Raw genomic sequence first — 22,134 nt, forward strand, 5'->3', positions numbered from 1 at the left:
AACTTTCGGGAAAAAAAGTTGTAATGATTATGAAAAAACTATTGGTGTTCTGTTCATTTATTTTTGTTTTTAATGTGTTTTCGCAGCAAGACTCTATACTTAAATTAAAGGAGGTTGTCTTAATAGATAATAAACTTAAAGCATTTTCTTTAACCAATTCTATTATAAAGCTGTCTGATAGTGTTATACAAAGAAACCCTACTTCTTTAACAGAATTGTTAAGAAATAACACAACTATTTATTTTAAGGAATATGGTAAAGGAATGACTTCTTCTGCATCTTTCAGAGGAACAACTTCGCAGCAAACAGCAGTAATTTGGAATGGTATAAATATCAATTCTCAGTTTAATGGGCAAACCGATTTTAATACTATAAATAGTTTCGATTTTAATTCTATTGCTGTTAGAGCAGGAGGAGGAAGTGTTGTTTATGGAAGTGGAGCTATTGGAGGTACTATTCATTTAAATTCCTATTTAGATTTTGAAGAAAAATTTTCAAATACGGTGCGTTTAAATTATGGAAGTTATGATACGAAAGGAATTCATTACAAATTAAATGCTGGGTCAGATAAAATTTCAGCTAATGTGAATTTTTCTAGAAATCAATCGGAGAATGATTATGAGTATCTAGGATATAATAAAAAAAATGAGAACGGAAGTTATGAGAATAACAGTTTCAGTACTTTATTTGGTTATAAAATAAATACTAAAAATACGTTGAAATTTGCAACTCATTTTTTTGATGGAGAAAAATTTTTTTCAGGCACAATTGCTTCTCCATCGAGAAGTAAGTATGAAGATTATAACACTAGAAACTTATTAGAATGGAAATATGAAGGTAAATCTTTTATATCAAGTAGTCAGGTTGCTTATTTGACAGAGAAATATAAATATTTTGAAAATAAAGAAAGCGACTTGTTTTCTTATGGAGAAGTAAAAAGTCTTATTTTGAAGTATGATTTGTTTTATAAAATTTCAGAAAATATAAAAATAAATCCAATTGTTAGTCATATTCAAAATAGAGGAATAGGAACAAATGTTTCTGAAACAAAAAGAAATATTTCCTCACTAAGTATTTTGTTTAAGCATTCGTTACTAAAGAAAGTAGATTACGAAATTGGAGTTAGAAAAGAGATTACTTCTAATTATAAAAGCCCTTTATTGTATTCTATAGGAGTGAAGTATAGTCCGTTTAAATTTTATAGTGTGAATGCTAATTTTTCTAAAAATTTTAGAATTCCAACTTTTAATGATTTGTATTGGGAAGGTTCTGGAAACCCTGATTTAAATCCTGAACATTCTTTGCAGTATGAAGTGAATAATGGTATTACCTATAAAAATTTCGAACTAAGGATCACTGGATTTAAAACAGATTTAAAAGATATGTTGAGATGGGTTCCAAATGAATTCGGAATCTGGAGACCAGAAAATACGGATTTAGTAAGTATTTATGGATTAGAAACAAGTTTAAATTGGGAAAAAAAAATAAATGCAGTTAGAATAGATCTGAATGGGAACTACACCTATACTAAGTCTACCAATGAAATTACTGAAAAGCAACTCATTTATGTACCGTATCATAAATTTACTTCTTCGTTAGGAGTTAATATTGCTTCTTTTAGTCTGAATTATCAATATGTGTTTAATGGAGAGGTATTTACATCGTCAGATAATTTTTATAAACTCAAAGAATATGGAATATCTAACCTGTCTATGGATTACACTATAAGGACTAAAATAAAAACGATACTTACTTTTCAAGTATTCAATTTAGAGAATAGACCCTATCAAAATTTATTATCCAGACCTATGCCAGGTCGAAATTATACTATCAATTTAACCCTTAATTTTTAAAAAAAGATGAAATTAAAAAAACTGTATTTATTAGCTTTTATATCTTCTACATTATTTTTTTCGTGTAGTAGTGATGATGATGTGACTAGAGAAGAAGCGTTAGGAGCTTACGAAAATGGAATTATTGTTTTGAATGAAGGTAACTTTGGGACAGATAATAGTGAAATCTCTTTTGTGTCAAACGATTTTTCAATTGTAAAAAACAATGTTTTTAACACTGTTAATACAGCATTAGCATTAGGAGATACGGGTCAAGATATAGGCTTTTATAATAATTTAGCTTTTATTGTTTTGAATAATTCTCAAAAAATAGAAGTAGTAGATCGTTATACGATGATTCATGTAGCAACTATAAGTAGTGGATTAATTAACCCTAGATATATCACTTTTGCTAATGGAAAGGGATATGTTACAAACTGGGGCGATGGTGGATCAACAACAGACGATTATATTGCTGTTGTAGATTTGACTAATTATGTCGTTTCTTCTACTATTCCAGTTGTTGAAGGACCAGAGAGAATTTTACATAATAACAACAAGCTATATGTCGCTCATAAAGGTGGTTATGGTCAAGGAAATAGTGTTTCAGTAATTGATCTTTCTAATAATAGTGTTGTTTCAGTTACAGTAGGTGATGTTCCTAATTCATTAGAATTGGTAGATAATTCACTATATGTCTTATGTGGTGGAGCTCCAAGTTGGTCTGCAACTGAAACAACTGGAGAATTGGTAAAAATAAACATTTTAGACAACACAACAGAATCAAAGGTTTTCAATGGTATGGTACATCCTTCTAATTTAGATTTTGAATCAAATAATTTTTATTATACAATAGATTCTAAAATTTACAAGATGGGACTAAGTGATGTTGAATTACCTAATGCAGAGTTGTTTAGTACAGAAAATCAAGGAGCTTATGGTATATATAGTTTTGCCGTAAATAATGATAAGATTTACATTGGTGACGCAAAAGATTATAGTTCGAATGGTGAAGTTTACGCATATTCTTTAACTGGAACTTTATTGAATAGTTTTATAGTAGGAGTTTCTCCTTCTGGAATTTATTTTAATAATTAATAATTTATAGATAATAAAATAATAAAAATGCTCCTCTAAGAGGAGCGTTTTTAAATTGGATCTAGTTTATATTAAAATCTGGAATAGTTTCTAAGTACATCTCGTTTCCAAAAGGGACAATGGACTTACTATCTTCAAAATGTCTAAAGTTGTGTTGAGGTTCTGGAATAGCTAGCTTTCCGTTAGTGTCTATATAATTTAAAGCTGTGTTTAATAAAGGATCACTTGTCTCACCTAACATGCCTAAATTAGCTAAATCTTCAATTTGATTTACATCTGGTTGTAAGCCATTCACGTAATCACTAAAGTTATTTTTATTTGCAATTTTTAAAACAATAGGTTGCATAGCATATTTATGATTAGGATTTACGTTTTCTTTTCTAAAATTAGGTGAATCATATAAAGTTATAGAACCTACATTTTTTCCAGTGGTTGCATCACCTATTTGAGTTACATTAATATGAGATTCCAGTCCGTTGATTACCAATTCACTTGCTGAAGCTGTTCTTTTAGAAGTTAAAACATAAAGTTTGTCTAAGTTTAAGTTTTGTAAACTACTTCCATTTCCTAAAGTACTTGTAAATCTATTTAATAAATCTTCAGGATCTAAAATGGATTGAAGTTTGTTGTTCCATTGTTGTTTGGCAAAAATATCAGTGCCAAATTGTCCAGTAATCATGCTAGCTAATCTTGTAGCAGTATTAACAGAGCCTCCAGAATTGTATCTTAAATCTAATATTAAATGTGTAACATTTTCTGAAGCAAAATAAACAAATGCATCATTCAGTTCGGATTCATATTGCGAATAAAAACCATTGTACATTAAGTAGCCTATTTTTTTTGTGCCTACTGTAAAAGTTTTTTTAATATGTACTGGGTTTTCTGAAAAAGCAGTTTTTGTTAAGGTTACAGTGTTTCCATTAGGAGTAATATTACCACTATCATAATCTGCTAAATTTAAAGTATAAGTATCATTTGCTAATAAATTTCTATAATTATCAACAGTTAAAGAAGTGCCATTTACAGCATAGAAAAAATCACCTCTTTGAATGCTTTTTAAAGCGGCATCTGACCCTGGTAAAATATATCGTACCCAGCCAAAAATTTCAGTAGAACTACCGTTTTTATATCTCAGTTCATAATCTACTCCGTTATTTTTTTGTGTTCCTGATAAAGCTTGTTCTAAAGCCGTATAATCTGAATAAATAACACTAAAACGATCTGTTTGTCTGTCAACAAGCAAATGCTCAAATAAGTTTTCAGGTGGAGAATAGGAATTCAAGAATGTTTGATATTCAGAATTTGTAGAGAATCGATTATCGGCCAAGTCAGGGGAATCTTGTAGCCAATAGTAGTACTGGTTCAATCCTTTCCAAATGAAGTCATTAACAGAACTGCTTTGAGGAAAGTCATCATAATCATCTCCACAACTAAATGTAGATAATATTAAAATGAATAATACTGAGAGTAAAAATAGTTTCTTTTTCATATTACAGCGAATTTATTTTTTAAATCCTATAATTGGCGCATTAATTAGTGTCAGGTTAGTAGTATACACCTGATTTCTAAATATGATTTCATAGCATTGAAAAATTATTAAATAAAAATAAGCTTATTTTTTAATGTAACAAAATTAATTTACATTCGTCTATACTTTAAACAAGCTAATTAAAATGAAACAACAGGAGTTTTTACATATGATATCTCCTTTTAAAGATAAAATTTTCAGAGTAGCCAAACGATTATTGGTTAGTGTTGAAGAGGCTGAAGATGCTACTCAAGAAGTTTTGGTGCGATTATGGAATAAAAATGATGGTTTAGAGAAGTACAATAGCGTGGAAGCTTTGGCAATGACAATGACTAAGAATTATTGTTTAGATCAATTGAAATCGAAAAGAGCATCAAATTTGCAATTAGTACATAGTAATTATGGAGACAATGCTCCAGGTGTAGATAAACAGGTTGAAGATAGTGATAGTTGGAGTTGGGTAGAAAAAATAATAGACAATTTACCTGAACAACAAAAAATCATTGTTCAAATGAGAGATATAGAAGAATATGAATTTAATGAAATAGCTTCTGTTTTAGATATGAATGAAACTGCTATACGAGTAGCACTTTCAAGAGCTAGAAAAACGATAAGAGAGAAGTTGTTAGAAAAACACAATTATGGAATTAAAAGTAGCTGAAATACTAATAGATAAATATTTGGAGGGTACTTCAAGTATTGCTGAAGAAAAACAATTAAAGGCCTATTTTTCTTCAAACAATGTAGCCCCGCATTTGGTTCAGTACAAACCGTTGTTTGGTTATTTTGAAAATCAAAAAAGAGAACAATTTACTAAAGCCCTACCATTACAAGCTAAAAAACAATCGTATGTAAAGTGGATAGGTGTTGCTGCAGCAATTGTTGTTCTTTTTGGAACAATAAATTATTTTAATAATGAGAATTCAAAACAAAATTTAGGAACCTACTCAAGTCCTGAAGAAGCATTTGTAGAAACTCAAAAAGCTCTTGAAATGCTTTCAGAAGAAGTAAATCAAGGAGTAGAAGGAGTTGCTATTTTAAAAGAGTATGAAAAAACAAAAAAAACAATTTTTAAATAAAAAAGAGATGAAAAAATTAATTTTAAGTATAGTATTTATAGCATTTACCTCTGTAATATTTTCACAATCAGTATTTGATAAATATGAAGATAAAGATGGAGTTACAACTGTTATTGTAAATAAAAAAATGTTTGAGTTGATGAGTAAGGTTAAGGTTGATACTAAAGATAAAGAGGCTCAGCAATATATGGATTTATTAAAAAAACTAGATAATTTGAAGGTTTTTATTACTGATAATGTAAAGTTAGCAGGAGATATGAAGGGTACTGTTACAAGTTATTTAAAATCGAATCCTTTGGAAGAATTAATGCGTGTTAATGATGATGGTAAGAAGGTGAATATTTATGTTAAGTCTGGGGCTTCAGAAAATATTGTAAGAGAATTGTTGATGTTTATCGAGTCTCCAGGTGATAAAGATAATCAAGCGATTGTTTTGTCTTTAACGGGTAATTTTAATTTAGACGAAATTTCCGCTTTGACTGAGAAAATGAGTTTACCAGGAGGAAAAGAATTGAAAAAAGTATCTAAAAAGTAAATTTTTAAAATATGAAGTCATATATAGTAATTATTCTTTCATTTTTTCTTTTTAGTTGTTCCAATGAGCCAAGTTTGCAAAAATATTTTGTAGATAATTCAGAATCTCCAGATTTTATTGCTCTTGATTTAGGTTCGTCGATTATTAATACTGAAAAAATGACTTTGTCAAAAGAAGATAAAGAAGTTTTAAAGTCTTTTGAAAAAATGAATATTATTGCTTTTAAAAAGGATTCTTTAAATGAAGAAAAATATACCTTAGAAAGTAAAAAAGTGAAAGAGATATTAAAATCAGAAAAATATCAGGAATTAATGAGAATGGGTTCCGGAAATAATGGTGGAGCAATTTATTTTGTAGGAGAAGAAGAGCATATAGATGAGTTTGTTTTATTTGCTACTGGAAAAGAGAATGGGTTTGCAGTGGTTCGTATCTTAGGAAATGACATGAATCCAAGTCAAATAATGAGTTTGGTGAGTTTAATGCAAAAGGCAAACCTCAATTTAGAACAACTCAAGCCTTTGAAAAGTTTTATGAATTAAAAAAAGTCCCATATGGGACTTTTTTTGTGTTTATAAGTGACCATGGAGGGATTTGAACCCTCACGCCCTTTCGAGCACCACCCCCTCAAGATGGCGAGTCTACCGTTTCTCCACATGGCCTTAAACAAAAAAAGCTATTCGAAAAAACGAATAACTTTTTGCTTGTGACCTGGCTGGGGCTCGAACCCAGGACCCCATCATTAAAAGTGATGTGCTCTACCAACTGAGCTACCAAGTCGATGCATTGCTTAGGATAAAAAATTAGTGACCTGGCTGGGGCTCGAACCCAGGACCCCATCATTAAAAGTGATGTGCTCTACCAACTGAGCTACCAAGTCATTTTGTTTCCTTGAATGCGGGTGCAAATATATTAACTAAAATTTATTTTCCAATGGTTTTTTCTTATAAATTTGTCTTTTTTTTTAATTTATTTTTTAACTACTTAATTTTAAAGGAATTATTAAATCATGAAAATAATTTTAGTGGGTTATATGGGGTCAGGTAAATCTACAATTGGGAAAGAACTCTCAAAAAATGTAGGAATTCCCTTTTACGATTTAGATGAAATAATTCAAAAATCCGAAAAAGAGACAATAAAAAAAATTTTTGAAACTAAAGGAGAGGTTTATTTTAGAAAAATAGAGAGCTTTATTTTTAAAAATTTTATTAGTAAAACAGATGGATTTATTTTAGCATTAGGTGGAGGTACTCCTTGTTACGCAAATAATCATGAGATTTTTTATCAAGAAGATATATGTTCTTTCTATTTGAAAGGTTCTATAGAAACACTAACGAGTAGATTAATTAAAGAAAAAGAGAATCGTCCTTTAATAGCAAATTTAACTGAAAATGAATTAGAAGAATATATTAGAAAACATATTTTTGATAGAAGTTATTATTATTTGCAATCAAAGCAAGTTATTTCAATTGATAATAAATCAATTGAAATAACAGTAGAGGAGATAGAACAAAAAATAAAACTAGCTTAAGTAAGCATAACTGTTGTTCTCTTCAAAAATAACTTGAATGTGCTCTTGTAATGATGTAGATAATGATAAACCTTTAAAATCGGCCTTTACAGGGTATTTTTTATGATTTCTATCTACAAGTACCGCAGTTTTAAATTTGCTTAAAGGCACTTCTAAGAAATGCTTTACACCGTATATTAAAGTTGTGCCAGAACTTAAAACATCATCAACTAAAATTAATGCTTTGTTTTTATAGGTTTCGCTACTAATTGAGGTAGTAATTGTTTCTTGAGGATTTTGCTTATTAATATGAACTTCACATAAAAGGACTTTTAAATCAGAAATTGTTTCTAATTCGGTTGCTATTTTTTTTGCCAAAATAAAACCGCTTTTAGAAATGCCAGCAATAATTACCTCTTTATCATCTACGAAAGTTTCAAAAATTTGATAACTAATTCGTTTTATCTTGTGCTCTATTTCTTTATGAGTTAAAATTATATTTTGCATGTTGTGAAATTATTTTTTTTCAAAGATAAAGAAGAGTTCTCTTCCTAAACGTGGTTTTATTGAATTATATGCTTTTTCAAGAATCTTGGTCGTGAATAACTTAGAAAAAGAATTTTGGTATTCGTCTATACTACCTCCAAAAGGAGGTCCTTCACTAGATAAAGGAAAATTGAAAAGTAAACCAACTATTTTTCCTTTTGGTTTTAATAGATCATTCATTTTAGTTATGTAATTGTTTCTAAGAGTAGGATCTAAAGCACAAAAAAAAGTTTGTTCAATAATAATATCATATGCTCCTTTGTGTTTGAAAAAATCACCTATCAAGATTTGTTTCTCAAATTTAGGGTTTTTAGAACGTAACTTGTTTATTGGATGTGATGAAATATCAATCACATAAACATTTTTAAACCCATTTGCTATTAGGTAGTCAAATTCGTAACTATTTCCTGCACCTGGAATTAGTATTTTTAGATCCTTATTTTTAATTTGATCTATATATTCTTTTAATGGTGTAGTAATTGAGCCAGTATCCCAGCTAGTATCCTCGTTTTGGTATCGGTTTTCCCAATATTCCTTATTTAGATTCATCATCAAAATCAATATCTGTTGTATAATCGTCAATGTCTCTCCTGTCTTTCTTTGTAGGCCTTCCTTCTCCTTTTGCTCTGTAATATTCTTTACTAAGTTTTAGTAATTCTAAATGAGCAAAAGCTTCATCAGGTGTAGTGTCTTTTCTGTAAATATCTACTAATTTAGCTCCAACTCTATTAGGCGGAATGTCTAAAATTGTAAACTGATAATTGATTTGATCTTTTCTTAATACAATTTTATCAGTAGGATACACTTCCCTTGAAGCTTTAGCCACTTGTCCATTTACAGAAACATGACCCTTTTTAATCGATTCGGCAGCTATGTTTCGCGTTTTGAAATATCTTGTGCACCATAAAAACTTATCTACTCTCATTTTAATCAAAAATCAATGTTAATTTTTATACAAAAATAAAGGAAAATTGTATCTTGCGGCTCAAATTTTTATGAAAATGAAGAATATTTTAAGAGTTAGTTTTTTTTTAGTGCTACTTGTAGTTTCTATTTCTTGTAATAAAAATAATTCATCTGTTGATGATATTGTTTTAAGAGACAGACAAGAAGTCTATGATGAAAATATTGCAGAGATTGAAGATTATTTGAAATCAAATTATCTAATAGTGGATGGGGATTTAAATGCAACTGTTGAAGAAATTGATGGTACACAAACTTCAATTTGGGATAATACAACTTATCCATTACAATCATTGATGGTTAAAAATGATTTAAGGGTGTCTAATTTAACAAATGGTGCATCGACTGATGTTGTAGATTATAAATTGTATTATGTTGTTTTAAACGAAGGAGGTGGTGTTAGACCTACACAGGTTGATTCAACTTTTACAGCTTACAAAGGTTGGGATTTTGAAAATGAAATTTTTGATCAAAATAATCAAGGAATTTGGTTTACTTATCCTCAAACAAGTCAGTTTGATCCGCTTTCTATTTCTGGATTTAGACAAGTTTTGTCTGCAATTAAAACGGAGGCGTCTTCTACGGTTAATGGAGATGGAACAATAACCCACAATGATTACGGTAATGTTTTGGTTTTTATTCCTTCAGGTTTAGCTTATTTTAGTTCTACAATTGGAAGTAAAGCGTATAATCCAATTGCTTTTCAGATTAAATTATTTTCTCGTAAAGAAAATGATCACGATAGAGATAGAGTAAAAAGTAATAATGAAGATTTAAATCAAGATGGAGATTATTTTAATGATGATTCTGATGGAGATGGAATTCCTAATTTTTTAGATGTTGATGATGATGGTGATGGAGTTGTAACTAAAACAGAAATTATTCAGACTAATGATGGTAATGGAAATATAACTTACTATTCATTTGATACTATTCCTTTTTGTAATTCGGGATCAATAAAAAAACATTTAGATAGTGCCTGTCATTAAATAATAAAATACAAAAAAATGCCCAACTTAATTATTGGGCATTTTTTTTTGTATCAATAGAAAGTTTATGTTTATTGTTTTCTATTTATAGCTTTTTCAGCTGCGCTAATTATTGCTTCTGCATTTAAGCCGTATTTCTCCATTAATTGAGCAGGTGTTCCACTTTCTCCAAAACTATCATTTACAGCCACAAATTCTTGTGGAATAGGATTGTTGGAAACTAATGTTCTAGCAACGCTTTCTCCTAGACCTCCTAAGATGTTATGCTCTTCTGCTGTAACAATACAACCTGTTTTAGCTACTGATTTTAAAATAGCTTCTTCATCTAAAGGTTTAATAGTGTGGATGTTAATCACTTCAGCAGAAATACCTTTTTCTTCTAGTTTTTCAGCAGCAATTATAGCTTCCCAAACCAAATGACCTGTTGCTACAATAGTTACATCAGTACCTTCATTTAATAGAATTGCCTTTCCAATGATAAACTCTCCATTTTCAGGAGTAAAATTGGCTACGCTAGGACGTCCAAAACGTAAATAAACTGGTCCATGATGGTCAGCAATAGCAATTGTAGCCGCTTTGGTTTGGTTATAATCACAAGGATTAATAACTACCATTCCTGGTAACATTTTCATTAAACCGATGTCTTCTAGAATTTGATGTGTTGCTCCATCTTCTCCTAAGGTTAATCCAGCATGAGAAGCACAAATTTTTACATTTTTATCTGAATAAGCTATAGATTGACGAATTTGGTCATACACTCTACCTGTAGAAAAATTAGCAAAAGTTCCTGTAAAAGGGATTTTACCTCCAATAGTCATACCAGCAGCAATTCCCATCATATTCGCTTCAGCAATTCCTACTTGGAAAAAGCGTTCAGGATGATTTTTTTTGAAATCATCCATTTTTAGAGAGCCAATTAAGTCAGCACAAAGTGCTACAACATTTTCATTTTTTTGACCAAGTTCCGTAAGTCCTGCACCAAAACCAGAACGTGTGTCTTTATTTCCTGTATTTGTATATTTTTTCATTTTCATTTTGTTGGAAGATTAATAGTCACCTAATGTTACTGGATTTTGAGCTAATGCATTTGCTAATTGTTCATCATTTGGAGCTTTTCCGTGCCAAGCATGCGTATGCATCATAAAATCTACACCATTACCCATTTCTGTATACAATAATACACAAACTGGTTTTCCTTTGCCTGTTCTAGATTTAGCATCTGTCATTCCAGCTACAATAGCTTCAATATTATTACCTTCTTTAATTTCTAAAACATCCCATCCAAAAGCTTCAAATTTTGCTTTTAAACTTCCCATGTAAAGAACTTCATCAGTTGTTCCGTCAATTTGTTTTCCATTAACATCAACAGTTGCAATTAGATTGTCTACTTTTTTGGCAGACGCATACATAATAGCTTCCCAATTTTGTCCTTCTTGTAATTCACCATCACCATGAAGGGTGTATACTAAATTTAAGTCTTTGTTTAATTTTTTTACCTGAGCAGTTCCTAAAGCTACACTTAGGCCTTGTCCCAAAGATCCTGAAGCCATTCTGATTCCAGGTAATCCTTCATGAGTAGTTGGATGTCCTTGTAATCTAGAGTTTAATAATCTAAAAGTAGCTAACTCACTAACAGGAAAATAGCCACTTCTTGCTAAAACACTATAAAATACAGGAGAAATATGACCATTAGATAAGAAGAACACGTCTTCATTAATTCCATCCATATCAAAACCTTCTTTTCTAGTCATAAGGTGTTGATAAAGTGTTACTAAAAATTCGGTACAGCCAAGAGAGCCTCCTGGATGTCCAGAATTTACAGCATGTACCATTCGTAAAATGTCTCTTCTTACTTGAACTGTTAATTCTTGTAGTTGTTGTGTGTTTGGTTTCATTTTAATGTTAAAATTTAAAAGCACAAATATAAGTAGATTATTATTATTAACTTCTACAGATATTTATTGACTTTTGAAAAGTTATCTACAAAAAACATCTTACTAACTAGTAAGATGTTTTTTTAAATGAATTGTTTTGAGTTTTATAGTTTTTCTTCTTCGCTGAGCACTCTAATAAGTTTTTTATTGACAAATTCGTCAATACCTAATGGTGATAATTCTCTACCATAACCTGATCTTTTAGTTCCTCCAAAAGGCAGTTCTATGGATGATTTTGTGGGATGATTAATAAAAACCATTCCAGAATCAATTTGGTTTGCCAATTTTTTAGCTTTTTCTAAATCTTTTGTATAAATAGAGCCTCCTAAGCCAAATTCAGTATCATTTGCTAATGCAATTGCTTCTTCTTCATTTTTAACAACATAAAAACTAGCCACTGGTCCAAAAAGTTCTTCTTGGTATAATTCCATTTTTGAAGTAATATTAGAGATAATAGTTGGTTCCATGAAGGCACCTTTAATAGTTGCTCTTTTACCACCAACTTCAATTTTCGCTCCTTCTGAAACAGCTTGGTTTACTTGTTCTAAAATGGTTTTTAAAGCGTCTTCACTAGAAAGTGGACCAAGTTGAGTTTCAGGATGCATTGGGTCTCCTATTTGTAAAGCACTCATTTTTGCTTTAAATTTGGTTAAAAATTCATTTGCTACTTTTTCTACTACTATAAAACGTTTCGAAGCAATACAACTTTGACCATTATTAATAGTTCTACCTAAAATAGCAAGATTTACTGTTCTGTCAATATCTGCATCTTCTAAAACGATAAAAGCATCACTACCACCAAGTTCTAATACTGATTTTTTAATATATTTTCCTGCCATCATAGCTAATTCTGAACCTGCTTTTTCGCTACCTGTTAAAGAAGCACCTTGTATTCTTTTGTCGGCTATTAATTTAGTGATTTTTGAACCGCGAATAAAAAGATTAGTATACAAGCCAGATGGAGCTCCAGCTTCTTTAAAAATGTCTTCTATAGACTTTGCACATTGAGGGACATTGGAAGCGTGTTTTAATAAAATGGTATTACCTATCATTATATTTGGTGCAGCAAAACGAGCTACTTGATAAAAAGGGAAATTCCATGGCTCAACGCCTAATAAAACCCCCAAAGAGTTTTTTCTAATAAATGCTTCACCTTTTTCAACTTCTAATTTTTCATCTTTAAGAAATTCTTCTCCATTTTTAGCATAATATTCGAAAATAGAAGCAGCATATTCAATTTCGCTTTCTGCTTGAGCAATTAATTTACCCATTTCTAAGGTTATTAATTTTGATAATTCTGCTTTTCTTAAACGGAGAATTGCAGCTACTTTATTTAAAACAGTTGCTTTTTCTTCAAAAGTTTTTGTTTTCCAATTTTGATAAGTTGTGTGTGCTTTAGTAATAGCTGCATCAACTTCTTTGTTAGTCATTTCATCATATGACTTTAACACTTCTAGCGTATATGGGTTTATTGATTTGATTGACATGTTTATGTTTTATTTAGTATCTGCTTGACTGTAGTAGTTGTTTTCTTCGTCTTCACTTCCAATATTTTCTTGTACATCATCTAATTCTGCACCAGGAACATCTAAGTCTACTCCAGTTTTTACATCTTCAAATGATTTTTCATTCATTTTTCCAATGCTAATTTTATTAGATTTCTTTTTTGAAATGTCTTCAGGATTTAACTCTTTTTCTTCTTTGTTTTTATTATAAATGTCTTCAGATGCAGGATAGTTCGTCGCTTTTAATTTTGATTCTATTGTTGCTTCTTTTGGTTTTTTTGAATTTTTCATAATTTTTGTTTTAGATTATTACACAAAGTTCTTTATTTTTAACTTATTTATGTTACATCTTTTTAATTAAAAGTTCTATAATTAGTATGGTTTTTAAATATTTATCTGTTAAATAATATAATAAATTATAAATCATCGTTTGGAAAACATTTATATTTGTCGAGTAAAATTTTTATATGAAGTTTGAATTATTAAGTAAAGATACTAAAAGCCAAGCAAGAGCAGGAAAAATGACAACAGATCATGGAGTGATAGAAACTCCTATTTTTATGCCTGTTGGAACAGTAGCTTCTGTTAAAGGAGTGCATCAAAGAGAATTAAAAAACGATATTAATCCAGATATTATTCTAGGAAATACTTATCATTTGTATCTACGGCCACAAACTGATATTTTAGAAAAAGCTGGAGGATTACATAAATTTATGAATTGGGATAGAAATATCCTTACTGATTCTGGTGGTTATCAAGTATATTCACTTTCTTCTAATAGAAAAATTAAAGAAGAAGGAGTGAAATTTAAATCTCATATTGATGGTTCATATCATTTTTTTTCTCCAGAAAATGTGATGGAAATACAAAGAACTATAGGGGCAGATATCATTATGGCATTTGATGAGTGTACTCCTTACCCTTGTGATTATCGTTATGCAAAACGCTCTATGCATATGACACATCGTTGGCTAGATAGATGTACAACACATTTAGAAAAATTGCCTTTTAAATACGGTTATGAACAAACTTTCTTTCCTATTGTTCAAGGAAGTACCTATAAAGATTTAAGACAACAATCTGCAGAATATATTGCTAATGCAGGAGCACAAGGAAATGCAATTGGTGGTTTGTCAGTAGGAGAACCTGCTGAAGAAATGTATGCTATGACCGAAGTAGTAACTGCTATTTTACCTGAGGATAAACCAAGGTATTTAATGGGTGTGGGTACTCCAATTAATATTTTAGAAAATATTGCTTTAGGAATTGATATGTTTGATTGTGTTATGCCAACACGTAATGCAAGAAACGGAATGTTATTTACTGCTCATGGATCAATTAATATAAAAAACAAGAAATGGGAGGCTGATTTTTCCCCAATTGATGAAATGAATCATACTTGGGTAGATATGGAGTATTCAAAAGCTTATTTGAGACATTTATTTGCAGCTAATGAATATCTTGGTAAACAAATAGCAACTATTCATAATTTAGGATTTTATATGTGGTTAGTAAGAGAAGCTAGAAGACAAATTTTAGCAGGAACTTTTAGAGAGTGGAAAGATAAAATGGTAATACAAATGAGTCAACGATTATAAACTCTGAAATTAGATTTCTGAAGTAGTAAAGTTGATATAACTTTTTATTTCTAATTTCTAAATTCTAAATTCTAAATTCAGCAATGAAGTTAATAGATAAGTATATTTTAAAAAGATATCTAATTACATTTTCAGTAATGTTACTTTTATTTATTCCTATTGGAATAGTAATTGATGTTTCTGAAAAGGTAAATAGAATGATTGAAAGAAAAGCTCCCTTTGATGAAATTGTTGTTTATTATGGGGATTTTATTATCTATTTTGCTAATTTATTATTTCCAATATTTCTCTTTTTATCGGTTATTTGGTTTACCTCAAAGTTAGCCAATAATACAGAAATTATTGCCATATTAAGCTCTGGAATTTCTTTCAAACGTTTCTTAAGGCCTTTTTTAATGGGAGCTTCTATCGTTTGTATTTTTGCTTTGTTAATGGGGTTTTTCTTAGTACCAAAAGCGAGTAAAGGATTTTTAGATTTTAGAAATGCCTATTTAAGAGGAGGAGGTTATAAAACAATGGAAACTTCTGATATTTTTAGACAAATAGGAGATGGTGAATACATTTACATAAGTAATTATAATTTTTTGTCTAAAACAGGTTTTAATTTTACTTACGAAAAATTCAATGGAAATAAATTAGTTGAAAAAATTAATTCCAATAGAATTAAGTATGATGAAAAAACAAAGAAATATTCGTTATTTAATTATATAAAACGATCAGTAGGAAAAAACAATGATGTCTTAGAATCGATAGATAAAAAAATTGTAAAGTTTAATTTTGAACCTGATGAATTAACTCCGGTTTTTTACATAGCTGAAACAATGACAATTGGAGAGTTATATACATTTATTAATAAAGAAAAGAAAAAAGGAAATACAAGGATAAATGCTTATTTAGTAGTGCTTTATAAGAAATATAGTTTGCCTGTTTCTGCTTTCATTTTAACAATAATTGCTGTTGCAGTTTCTTCTATGAAAAGAAGAGGTGGAATGGGTGTGAATTTAGCTATAGGAATAGTAATAGCTTTTACATTTATCTTTTTTGATAAGGTATTTGGAACGATTGCTGAAAATTCAGATTTCTCTCCATTATTAGCAGTTTGGATTCCTAATATTGTTTTTGGTCTATTAGCCTTTTATTTACTTCGCAATGCAAAACGCTAGTTACTTAAAAAATTATTTACATCTCCATTTTATTGTTTTCATTTGGGGGTTTACAGCTATCTTAGGAAAGTTAATTTCTTTAGAAGCTTTGGAATTGGTTTGGTATAGAATGTTTTTTGCAACAGTTTTTATAATTGGTTATATCTGTATTAAAAAACAATCTTTAAAAATACCCTTAAAAACTTTTGTAGGATTTGCATTATCAGGAATTATAATAGCTTCTCATTGGTACACTTTTTATGAAGCTATAAAAGTTTCTAATATATCAATTACATTAGCTTGTTTATCAACAGGAGCATTTTTTGCATCACTAATAGAGCCTGTTTTGTATAAAAGAAAAATTGTAGGATATGAAGTCTTGTTTGGAATAATAACTATTATAGGGCTTAGTATAATTTTTGACGTGGAAACACAATATAAAAACGGCATTTATTTAGCGATTACTTCTGCTTTTCTTTCTGCTTTATTTTCAGTAATTAATGGTAAATATGCAAAAGAATATGAGGCGAATATTATTTCATTTTATGAATTAGGAATTGGAGTGTTTTTTTTGAGCATTATACTGTTTTTTACAGAAAAGTTTGATACTCAATTTTTCTCACTTTCTTTAAATGATTTTTTGTGGCTTTTAGTGTTATCATCGATTTGTACTGCATATGCTTTTTCTGCATCTGTAAAAGTGATGAAAATATTAAGTCCTTTCACGGTTATGTTAACTATTAATTTAGAACCTATATATGGAATTGTCTTAGCATTACTTATTTTTAGTGAATCTGAACATATGAATTCGATGTTTTATGTTGGAGCAGCAATTATACTTACAACTGTTATTGCTAACGGAGTTGTGAAAAATTATAAAAAAAGAAAACTAAAACAAAGTCAATTCAACGTTAATTAATTTGAAAATTTTATCTTTGTAATAACAAACTAAAACCAAAATTTAGTCCAATGGAATATTTAGATTTTGAATTACCAATAAAAGAACTTGAAGACCAGTTAGATAAGTGTGTTATCATAGGTCAAGAATCTGAAGTTGATGTTACTCAAACATGTAAACAAATTGAGAAAAAATTAGCAGAAACGAAGAAAAGTATATATAAAAATTTGACAGCTTGGCAACGTGTTCAAATGTCAAGACACCCTAATCGTCCATATACAATGGATCATATTAAGGCTTTATGTGGAGATACTTTTTTAGAACTTTTTGGAGATAGAGGCTTTAAAGATGATAAGGCTATGGTAGGTGGACTTGGGAAAATAGACGGACAATCTTTTATGATAGTTGGTCAACAAAAAGGCTACAATACTAAAACACGTCAATATCGTAATTTTGGAATGGCAAATCCAGAAGGATATAGAAAGGCTCTCCGTTTAATGAAAATGGCTGAAAAATTTGGCATTCCTGTTATTACTTTAGTAGATACTCCAGGAGCTTATCCAGGACTTGAAGCTGAAGAAAGAGGGCAAGGAGAAGCAATTGCTAGAAATATTTTTGAAATGATTCGTTTAAAAGTACCTATCATTACAGTAATTGTAGGAGAAGGTGCTTCTGGTGGAGCATTAGGAATAGGAGTAGGAGATAAAGTTTTTATGTTAGAAAATACTTGGTATTCAGTTATTTCTCCAGAATCTTGTTCTTCTATTTTGTGGAGAAGTTGGGAATATAAGGAGCAAGCAGCTGAAGCTTTAAAATTGACTGCTATTGACATGAAAAAGCAAAAATTAGTAGATGATATTATTCCTGAACCTCTAGGAGGTGCTCATCAAGATAGAGAGACAACTTTTAAAACAGTTGAAAAATATATTATTAAAGCTTACAATGAATTAAAAGAGTTATCAACAGAAGACTTGATAATGAATAGAATGGATAAATATAGTAAAATGGGTGAATTCAAAGAATAATTCATTTTATTTTCAAATTTAAGTCCGAAGCTTAATTGTTTCGGATTTTTTTTGTGTTATAAACAAAATTATCATGTTATGAACAGCTTTTTAACATACATGTATTAACAATTAGAATTATAAAAACAATTAAAATTTGGTTAACTTCGCGCCATGGAAAATATCAGAAGTAGTAGCCCATTAAAGGTTGATAAAACCACTATAATTAACTTGGAAAAAGGGAAACTTCCCCCTCAAGCTATTGATTTAGAAGAAGCAGTTATTGGTGCAATGATGATTGATAAAAAAGGAGTTGATGAAGTAATCGATATTTTGCAACCTGATGCTTTTTATAAAGAATCTCATAAACATATTTTTGAAGCTATTGTTGAATTATTTAATGATACACAACCAATAGACTTATTGACAGTTTCAGCTCAATTAAAAAAGAATGGAAAGTTAGACTTAGCTGGTGGCGATTTTTATTTAATTCAGTTAACCCAAAAAATATCATCTTCAGCTCACATTGAATTTCACTCCAGAATTATTTTACAAAAATTTATCCAAAGAAGTTTGATTAAGATTTCTAGCGAAATTATTGAAGAATCATATGATGAAAGTACTGATGTTTTTGATTTATTAGACAAAGCAGAATCAAAACTTTATGAAGTTACGCAGGGAAATATAAAGAGGAGTTCTGAAACAGCACAAAGTTTAGTAATCCAAGCTAAAAAACGTATTGAAGAAATTGCAGGAAAAGAAGGACTTAGTGGGGTTCCAACTGGTTTTCATGACTTAGATAAATTAACATCAGGTTGGCAACCGTCCGATTTAATTATTGTTGCGGCTCGTCCAGGTATGGGTAAAACAGCTTTCACATTATCTATGGCTAGAAATATGGCTATTGATTATGGTGCTCCTGTTGCCTTTTTCTCTCTAGAGATGTCTTCTGTTCAGTTAATTACTCGTTTAATTTCGTCAGAAACAGGATTATCTTCGGAAAAATTGAGAACTGGTAAATTAGAAAAACATGAGTGGGAACAGCTTTCTATTAAGGTAAAAGATTTAGAAAAAGCCCCTTTGTTTATAGATGATACTCCTTCATTATCCATTTTTGATTTGCGTGCCAAAGCAAGACGTTTGTCTTCTCAATATGGAATTAAGATGATAGTAATTGATTATCTTCAGTTAATGACAGCAGGTGGAAATGGAAAAGGTGGAGGAAATCGTGAGCAAGAAATTTCTACTATTTCGAGAAACTTAAAAGCGTTAGCTAAAGAATTAAATGTGCCTGTAATTGCACTTTCCCAATTATCGCGTGCCGTTGAAACTCGTGGTTCTAGTAAAAGACCTTTGTTGTCTGATTTACGTGAATCTGGTGCGATTGAGCAAGATGCTGATATTGTATCTTTTATTTATAGACCAGAATATTATAAAATTGATGAATGGGACGATGAAGAACGTTCTCCAACTCAAGGTCAAGCAGAATTCATTGTGGCAAAACACCGTAATGGTGGATTGGATAATATTAGATTAAAATTTATTGGAAACTTAGGTAAGTTTGATAATTTGGATGATTTTAGTTCTCCTTTTGATGCTTTACCTTCTAAAATGAATTTGGATGAACAAAATCCATTTACAACTCCAAATCTTCCTTCTCCAAATGAAGCTTTTGGAAGTAATTTTAATTCAGATGAAGAGGATGATTCTGATGTACCTTTTTAATATAACTAGACTTATAATAAAAAAAGGGATTTCAAATATTGAAATCTCTTTTTTTGTTTAAAAATGATTTTTTAACTTTTAACTAAATGAAAGTCAAATGTAGAATTGGTGTGATCACCATTAGAACTGTTTTGAGGACAATACTCAATTTTGAATTTCGGATTGTACACCCAAATGTCACTATGTACGTTACAACCATTCGTTGTTAGATAGAAATCGCTTGAAAAAAATTATAGCCTGTAGCGGTGACTTCAATGGTAACTTTTTCATTTATTTTATTTCCATTGGATGAAAAGCCAGTTTGAATTACATAAGAACCATCTGTAGATTCAATAGATTTTGATAAAGGAAAAAATCTATTTTTTTTAAATTTAGCCTTTAACACTGCAAAATTGATAGGTTCAAATGTTTCTGAATCTATAAAGTTTCCTTTTAAAGTTATTTTTTATCATTAAAAGTTAATGAAGCTAAATCAATACTCGTGTTTTGTTTTTTAATTTCGGGATCAGCATCTAAGGCATACAAATTGGAACCTGATAAAACTAATGAACTAGTAGTGAATATAGTTAGTTTTTGAACAAAATTTCTTCTTTTCATTTTAAATAAGTTTGGTTAATAAGTCAATTATCTAAATTTTTTCTAAAAAAACAAGAAGGATTGTTTTGAAACCTCAAAACAATCCTTCTTTAGATTAGTTAGTTAAAAGTAATAATTATTTTTTAATTATAAGTCTTTGCGATTTTATTTGTGTTCCATTTGAACCTTTTATGAAATAAACACCATCTGCCATATTTTCAACGTTAATAACATTCTCGATAGTAGCATTTACTTTAAAACTTTTAATAGTTTGACCTAATTGATTTACAATAATAAAGTCACCATCAAAGTTAGAATCTATGTTTAATAATCCATTTGTAGGGTTCGGATAAATTACAAATGTAACTTTGTTATCAAAAGATTCTGTATCTAAAGCAGTCACTGTATAACAAGCAGATTCCACAACACAAGTTCCAACTGTAATTTCTACCTTGTAATCACCAAGAGCAGTTGGCTCAAAATTTTGATTGGTTTCACCAGATAATAAAGTGTTAGGACACTCATACCATTGGTAAGACGCACCTGCTTCATTAGCAGTTAAAATACCAGTTGTCATTTCAGAAATAGTATTATCAATTGGAGCCGCATCAGTTACTGTTATAGTATTTGATGAATTAGAAATACAACCGTTATTAAGTATAGAAACAGTGTAATCACCAGCTGATGTTATAGTGATTGATTGTGTAGTTTCACCAGTTGACCATAGATTTCCATTTGCTGAAGCCGAAGTTAAAGTAACACTTCCTCCAGAGCAAATAACAGTTGAAGATGCAGTTATTGTTGTTGCACTTGGTGTAGGTTTTATATTAACACTAAACATAGTCCTGTCACTTTCACATCCATTTGCAGTATCAGAAACATAGTAATCACCAGAAACTAATAAATCATTGCTATTTAAAGACGAACCTCCTGTTGCAACATTATAAAATAATAAGTTGGAACCAGATGTAATTTGTGATAAATTATCTACAATTGCTCCATCACATAGAGAAACTCCTATTTCAATTTCTAAAGTTCCATTTAGACATTGTGTGGGTGTCCATCCAGTTAATGGAGGTGTCAATCCAGCTGGAACTGTTGTGTTTTCAAAACCAGTATCAGCAATATCTCCTATGATGTGTAATACCCATTTAACTCCATCAAAAGAGATTGCACCTGGGAAACCTGGGAAAGTTGCTATATAACTATTTTTACCATTAAGTATTCCATTATTAGCATAAACACCTCCTATATCAAAACATTCTCCAGTGATGTTAACTGTTATTACATCAATTATTGGAGCAGAAGTTTCAGTTACTTCTACATCATCACTTGCAGAGTTGGTACATCCATTAGCATTAGTAAAAGTATAAGTAATTGTGTGAACACCTACCCCAGCAGTAACAGGATCGAAAGAATAACTAAGTCCATTACCATCATCAGTTACACCGGCACCAGAATACACACCACCAGAAGGCATTCCACCACCTAAACCAGCTTGAAGACCAGCATCATTACATATATCTGCAAGAGCTGTATAAGTTACAGTTGGTAAAGTATTTATAGTTACAGAAACACTTGAACTATTAGGACAAGATCCAGCAGTTGTATAGGTTACTGTATAAGTTGCAGGAGTTGATGCAGAAACATCAATCGCACCCGTTGAAGCATTTAT

Annotated in this window: 24 protein-coding genes and 3 tRNA genes; 13 read left to right on the top strand and 14 right to left on the bottom strand. The window is 30.1% G+C overall.

The annotated features are described in order from the left end of the window. Positions 1 to 29: 29 nt before the first annotated feature. Together FIA58_RS18855 and FIA58_RS18860 are read left to right on the top strand one after the other, a co-directional pair. A complete protein-coding gene (locus tag FIA58_RS18855) occupies positions 30 to 1,853 on the top strand; it encodes a TonB-dependent receptor plug domain-containing protein (RefSeq protein ID WP_243754706.1) in 1,824 nt (607 codons plus the stop codon). A 6-nt stretch (positions 1,854 to 1,859) separates the two neighbouring features. Then, a complete protein-coding gene (locus tag FIA58_RS18860) occupies positions 1,860 to 2,930 on the top strand; it encodes a YncE family protein (protein WP_140964258.1) in 1,071 nt (356 codons plus the stop codon). A gap of 61 nt (positions 2,931 to 2,991) precedes the next feature. Here FIA58_RS18860 and FIA58_RS18865 read toward each other — a convergent pair whose 3' ends face one another. Next, positions 2,992 to 4,419, bottom strand: a complete 1,428-nt coding sequence (locus FIA58_RS18865; RefSeq protein ID WP_140964259.1) for a S41 family peptidase — start codon at positions 4,417 to 4,419, stop codon at positions 2,992 to 2,994. 184 nt (positions 4,420 to 4,603) lie between these two features. Between FIA58_RS18865 and FIA58_RS18870 the strand changes: the two genes are divergently transcribed. The 4 genes from FIA58_RS18870 to FIA58_RS18885 are packed head-to-tail and all read left to right on the top strand — an operon-like array spanning position 4,604 to position 6,611. After that, a complete protein-coding gene (locus FIA58_RS18870; RefSeq protein ID WP_140964260.1) occupies positions 4,604 to 5,119 on the top strand; it encodes an RNA polymerase sigma factor in 516 nt (171 codons plus the stop codon). Further along, the gene (locus FIA58_RS18875; RefSeq protein ID WP_140964261.1) at positions 5,100 to 5,537 is read left to right on the top strand and encodes a hypothetical protein; all 438 of its coding nucleotides are present in this window, start codon (positions 5,100 to 5,102) and stop codon (positions 5,535 to 5,537) included. Before FIA58_RS18870 ends, FIA58_RS18875 begins: the two co-directional genes overlap by 20 nt. Positions 5,538 to 5,544: 7 nt before the next feature. After that, positions 5,545 to 6,072 (top strand): DUF4252 domain-containing protein, encoded by a 528-nt coding sequence (locus tag FIA58_RS18880; protein ID WP_140964262.1) that lies wholly within the window; start codon positions 5,545 to 5,547, stop codon positions 6,070 to 6,072. A gap of 11 nt (positions 6,073 to 6,083) precedes the next feature. Then, the gene (locus tag FIA58_RS18885; RefSeq protein WP_140964263.1) at positions 6,084 to 6,611 is read left to right on the top strand and encodes a DUF4252 domain-containing protein; all 528 of its coding nucleotides are present in this window, start codon (positions 6,084 to 6,086) and stop codon (positions 6,609 to 6,611) included. 37 nt (positions 6,612 to 6,648) lie between these two features. Here FIA58_RS18885 and FIA58_RS18890 read toward each other — a convergent pair. The 3 genes from FIA58_RS18890 to FIA58_RS18900 all read right to left on the bottom strand — a co-directional run bounded on the left by FIA58_RS18890 (position 6,649) and on the right by FIA58_RS18900 (position 6,949). After that, positions 6,649 to 6,731: transfer RNA gene (locus FIA58_RS18890), tRNA-Leu, on the bottom strand. A 45-nt stretch (positions 6,732 to 6,776) separates the two neighbouring features. Further along, a tRNA-Lys gene (locus FIA58_RS18895) sits at positions 6,777 to 6,849 on the bottom strand. A 27-nt stretch (positions 6,850 to 6,876) separates the two neighbouring features. After that, a tRNA-Lys gene (locus FIA58_RS18900) sits at positions 6,877 to 6,949 on the bottom strand. A 129-nt stretch (positions 6,950 to 7,078) separates the two neighbouring features. On the opposite strand from FIA58_RS18900, the gene FIA58_RS18905 reads away from it, so the two are divergent. Then, a complete protein-coding gene (locus FIA58_RS18905) occupies positions 7,079 to 7,600 on the top strand; it encodes a shikimate kinase (protein ID WP_243754707.1) in 522 nt (173 codons plus the stop codon). Here the strand turns inward: FIA58_RS18905 and FIA58_RS18910 are convergent. The 3 genes from FIA58_RS18910 to FIA58_RS18920 are packed head-to-tail and all read right to left on the bottom strand — an operon-like array spanning position 7,592 to position 9,050. Beyond that, a complete protein-coding gene (locus tag FIA58_RS18910; protein ID WP_140964265.1) occupies positions 7,592 to 8,086 on the bottom strand; it encodes a phosphoribosyltransferase family protein in 495 nt (164 codons plus the stop codon). The genes FIA58_RS18905 and FIA58_RS18910 overlap by 9 nt on opposite strands. Before the next feature lie 9 nt (positions 8,087 to 8,095). Beyond that, positions 8,096 to 8,677, bottom strand: a complete 582-nt coding sequence (locus FIA58_RS18915; RefSeq protein WP_317167932.1) for a methyltransferase domain-containing protein — start codon at positions 8,675 to 8,677, stop codon at positions 8,096 to 8,098. After that, on the bottom strand, positions 8,661 to 9,050 hold the full coding sequence (locus tag FIA58_RS18920) for an RNA-binding S4 domain-containing protein (protein ID WP_140964266.1): 390 nt from the start codon (positions 9,048 to 9,050) through the stop codon (positions 8,661 to 8,663). Before FIA58_RS18920 ends, FIA58_RS18915 begins: the two co-directional genes overlap by 17 nt. Before the next feature lie 76 nt (positions 9,051 to 9,126). Here FIA58_RS18920 and FIA58_RS18925 point away from each other — a divergent pair, with 76 nt between their 5' ends. Beyond that, positions 9,127 to 10,077, top strand: a complete 951-nt coding sequence (locus FIA58_RS18925) for an FKBP-type peptidyl-prolyl cis-trans isomerase (protein WP_140964267.1) — start codon at positions 9,127 to 9,129, stop codon at positions 10,075 to 10,077. Between the two features lie 71 nt (positions 10,078 to 10,148). On the opposite strand, the gene FIA58_RS18930 is transcribed toward FIA58_RS18925, so the two are convergent. From FIA58_RS18930 to FIA58_RS18945, 4 genes are all read right to left on the bottom strand, one after another. After that, complete coding sequence (locus tag FIA58_RS18930; RefSeq protein ID WP_140964268.1) at positions 10,149 to 11,105, bottom strand: transketolase family protein; 957 nt, start codon at positions 11,103 to 11,105, stop codon at positions 10,149 to 10,151. A gap of 18 nt (positions 11,106 to 11,123) precedes the next feature. Continuing rightward, complete coding sequence (locus FIA58_RS18935; RefSeq protein ID WP_140964269.1) at positions 11,124 to 11,972, bottom strand: transketolase; 849 nt, start codon at positions 11,970 to 11,972, stop codon at positions 11,124 to 11,126. A gap of 143 nt (positions 11,973 to 12,115) precedes the next feature. Further along, positions 12,116 to 13,498, bottom strand: a complete 1,383-nt coding sequence (locus FIA58_RS18940; RefSeq protein ID WP_140964270.1) for an NAD-dependent succinate-semialdehyde dehydrogenase — start codon at positions 13,496 to 13,498, stop codon at positions 12,116 to 12,118. Positions 13,499 to 13,507: 9 nt separating this feature from the next. Further along, positions 13,508 to 13,807: a hypothetical protein gene (locus FIA58_RS18945; RefSeq protein ID WP_140964271.1), complete on the bottom strand. Its 300-nt coding sequence runs from the start codon at positions 13,805 to 13,807 to the stop codon at positions 13,508 to 13,510. A gap of 176 nt (positions 13,808 to 13,983) precedes the next feature. Here FIA58_RS18945 and tgt point away from each other — a divergent pair, with 176 nt between their 5' ends. The 5 genes from tgt (at position 13,984) to dnaB (ending at position 19,883) form a co-directional block, all read left to right on the top strand. Then, positions 13,984 to 15,114, top strand: a complete 1,131-nt coding sequence (gene tgt / locus FIA58_RS18950; protein WP_140964272.1) for a tRNA guanosine(34) transglycosylase Tgt — start codon at positions 13,984 to 13,986, stop codon at positions 15,112 to 15,114. Between the two features lie 83 nt (positions 15,115 to 15,197). Beyond that, on the top strand, positions 15,198 to 16,277 hold the full coding sequence (locus FIA58_RS18955) for an LptF/LptG family permease (RefSeq protein WP_140964273.1): 1,080 nt from the start codon (positions 15,198 to 15,200) through the stop codon (positions 16,275 to 16,277). Then, entirely contained in the window at positions 16,264 to 17,175 is a 912-nt protein-coding gene (locus tag FIA58_RS18960) for a DMT family transporter (RefSeq protein ID WP_140964274.1), read from the top strand. Before FIA58_RS18955 ends, FIA58_RS18960 begins: the two co-directional genes overlap by 14 nt. A 50-nt stretch (positions 17,176 to 17,225) precedes the next feature. After that, positions 17,226 to 18,179, top strand: coding sequence for an acetyl-CoA carboxylase carboxyltransferase subunit alpha (locus FIA58_RS18965; protein ID WP_140964275.1), 954 nt, complete (start codon positions 17,226 to 17,228; stop codon positions 18,177 to 18,179). A 153-nt stretch (positions 18,180 to 18,332) separates the two neighbouring features. Continuing rightward, a complete protein-coding gene (gene dnaB, locus FIA58_RS18970) occupies positions 18,333 to 19,883 on the top strand; it encodes a replicative DNA helicase (RefSeq protein WP_140964276.1) in 1,551 nt (516 codons plus the stop codon). A gap of 205 nt (positions 19,884 to 20,088) precedes the next feature. Here dnaB and FIA58_RS18975 read toward each other — a convergent pair whose 3' ends face one another. From FIA58_RS18975 to FIA58_RS18985, 3 genes are all read right to left on the bottom strand, one after another. After that, a complete protein-coding gene (locus tag FIA58_RS18975; protein ID WP_140964277.1) occupies positions 20,089 to 20,268 on the bottom strand; it encodes a hypothetical protein in 180 nt (59 codons plus the stop codon). Between the two features lie 53 nt (positions 20,269 to 20,321). Then, positions 20,322 to 20,480: a hypothetical protein gene (locus FIA58_RS18980; protein ID WP_165928957.1), complete on the bottom strand. Its 159-nt coding sequence runs from the start codon at positions 20,478 to 20,480 to the stop codon at positions 20,322 to 20,324. Positions 20,481 to 20,595: 115 nt separating this feature from the next. Next, the coding region (locus tag FIA58_RS18985; protein WP_140964278.1) for a T9SS type A sorting domain-containing protein at positions 20,596 to 22,134 on the bottom strand (1,539 nt) is incomplete at its 5' end.

Origin of the sequence: Flavobacterium jejuense, assembly GCF_006491595.2 — a bacterium.
Classification (GTDB): Bacteria; Bacteroidota; Bacteroidia; order Flavobacteriales; family Flavobacteriaceae; genus Flavobacterium; species Flavobacterium jejuense.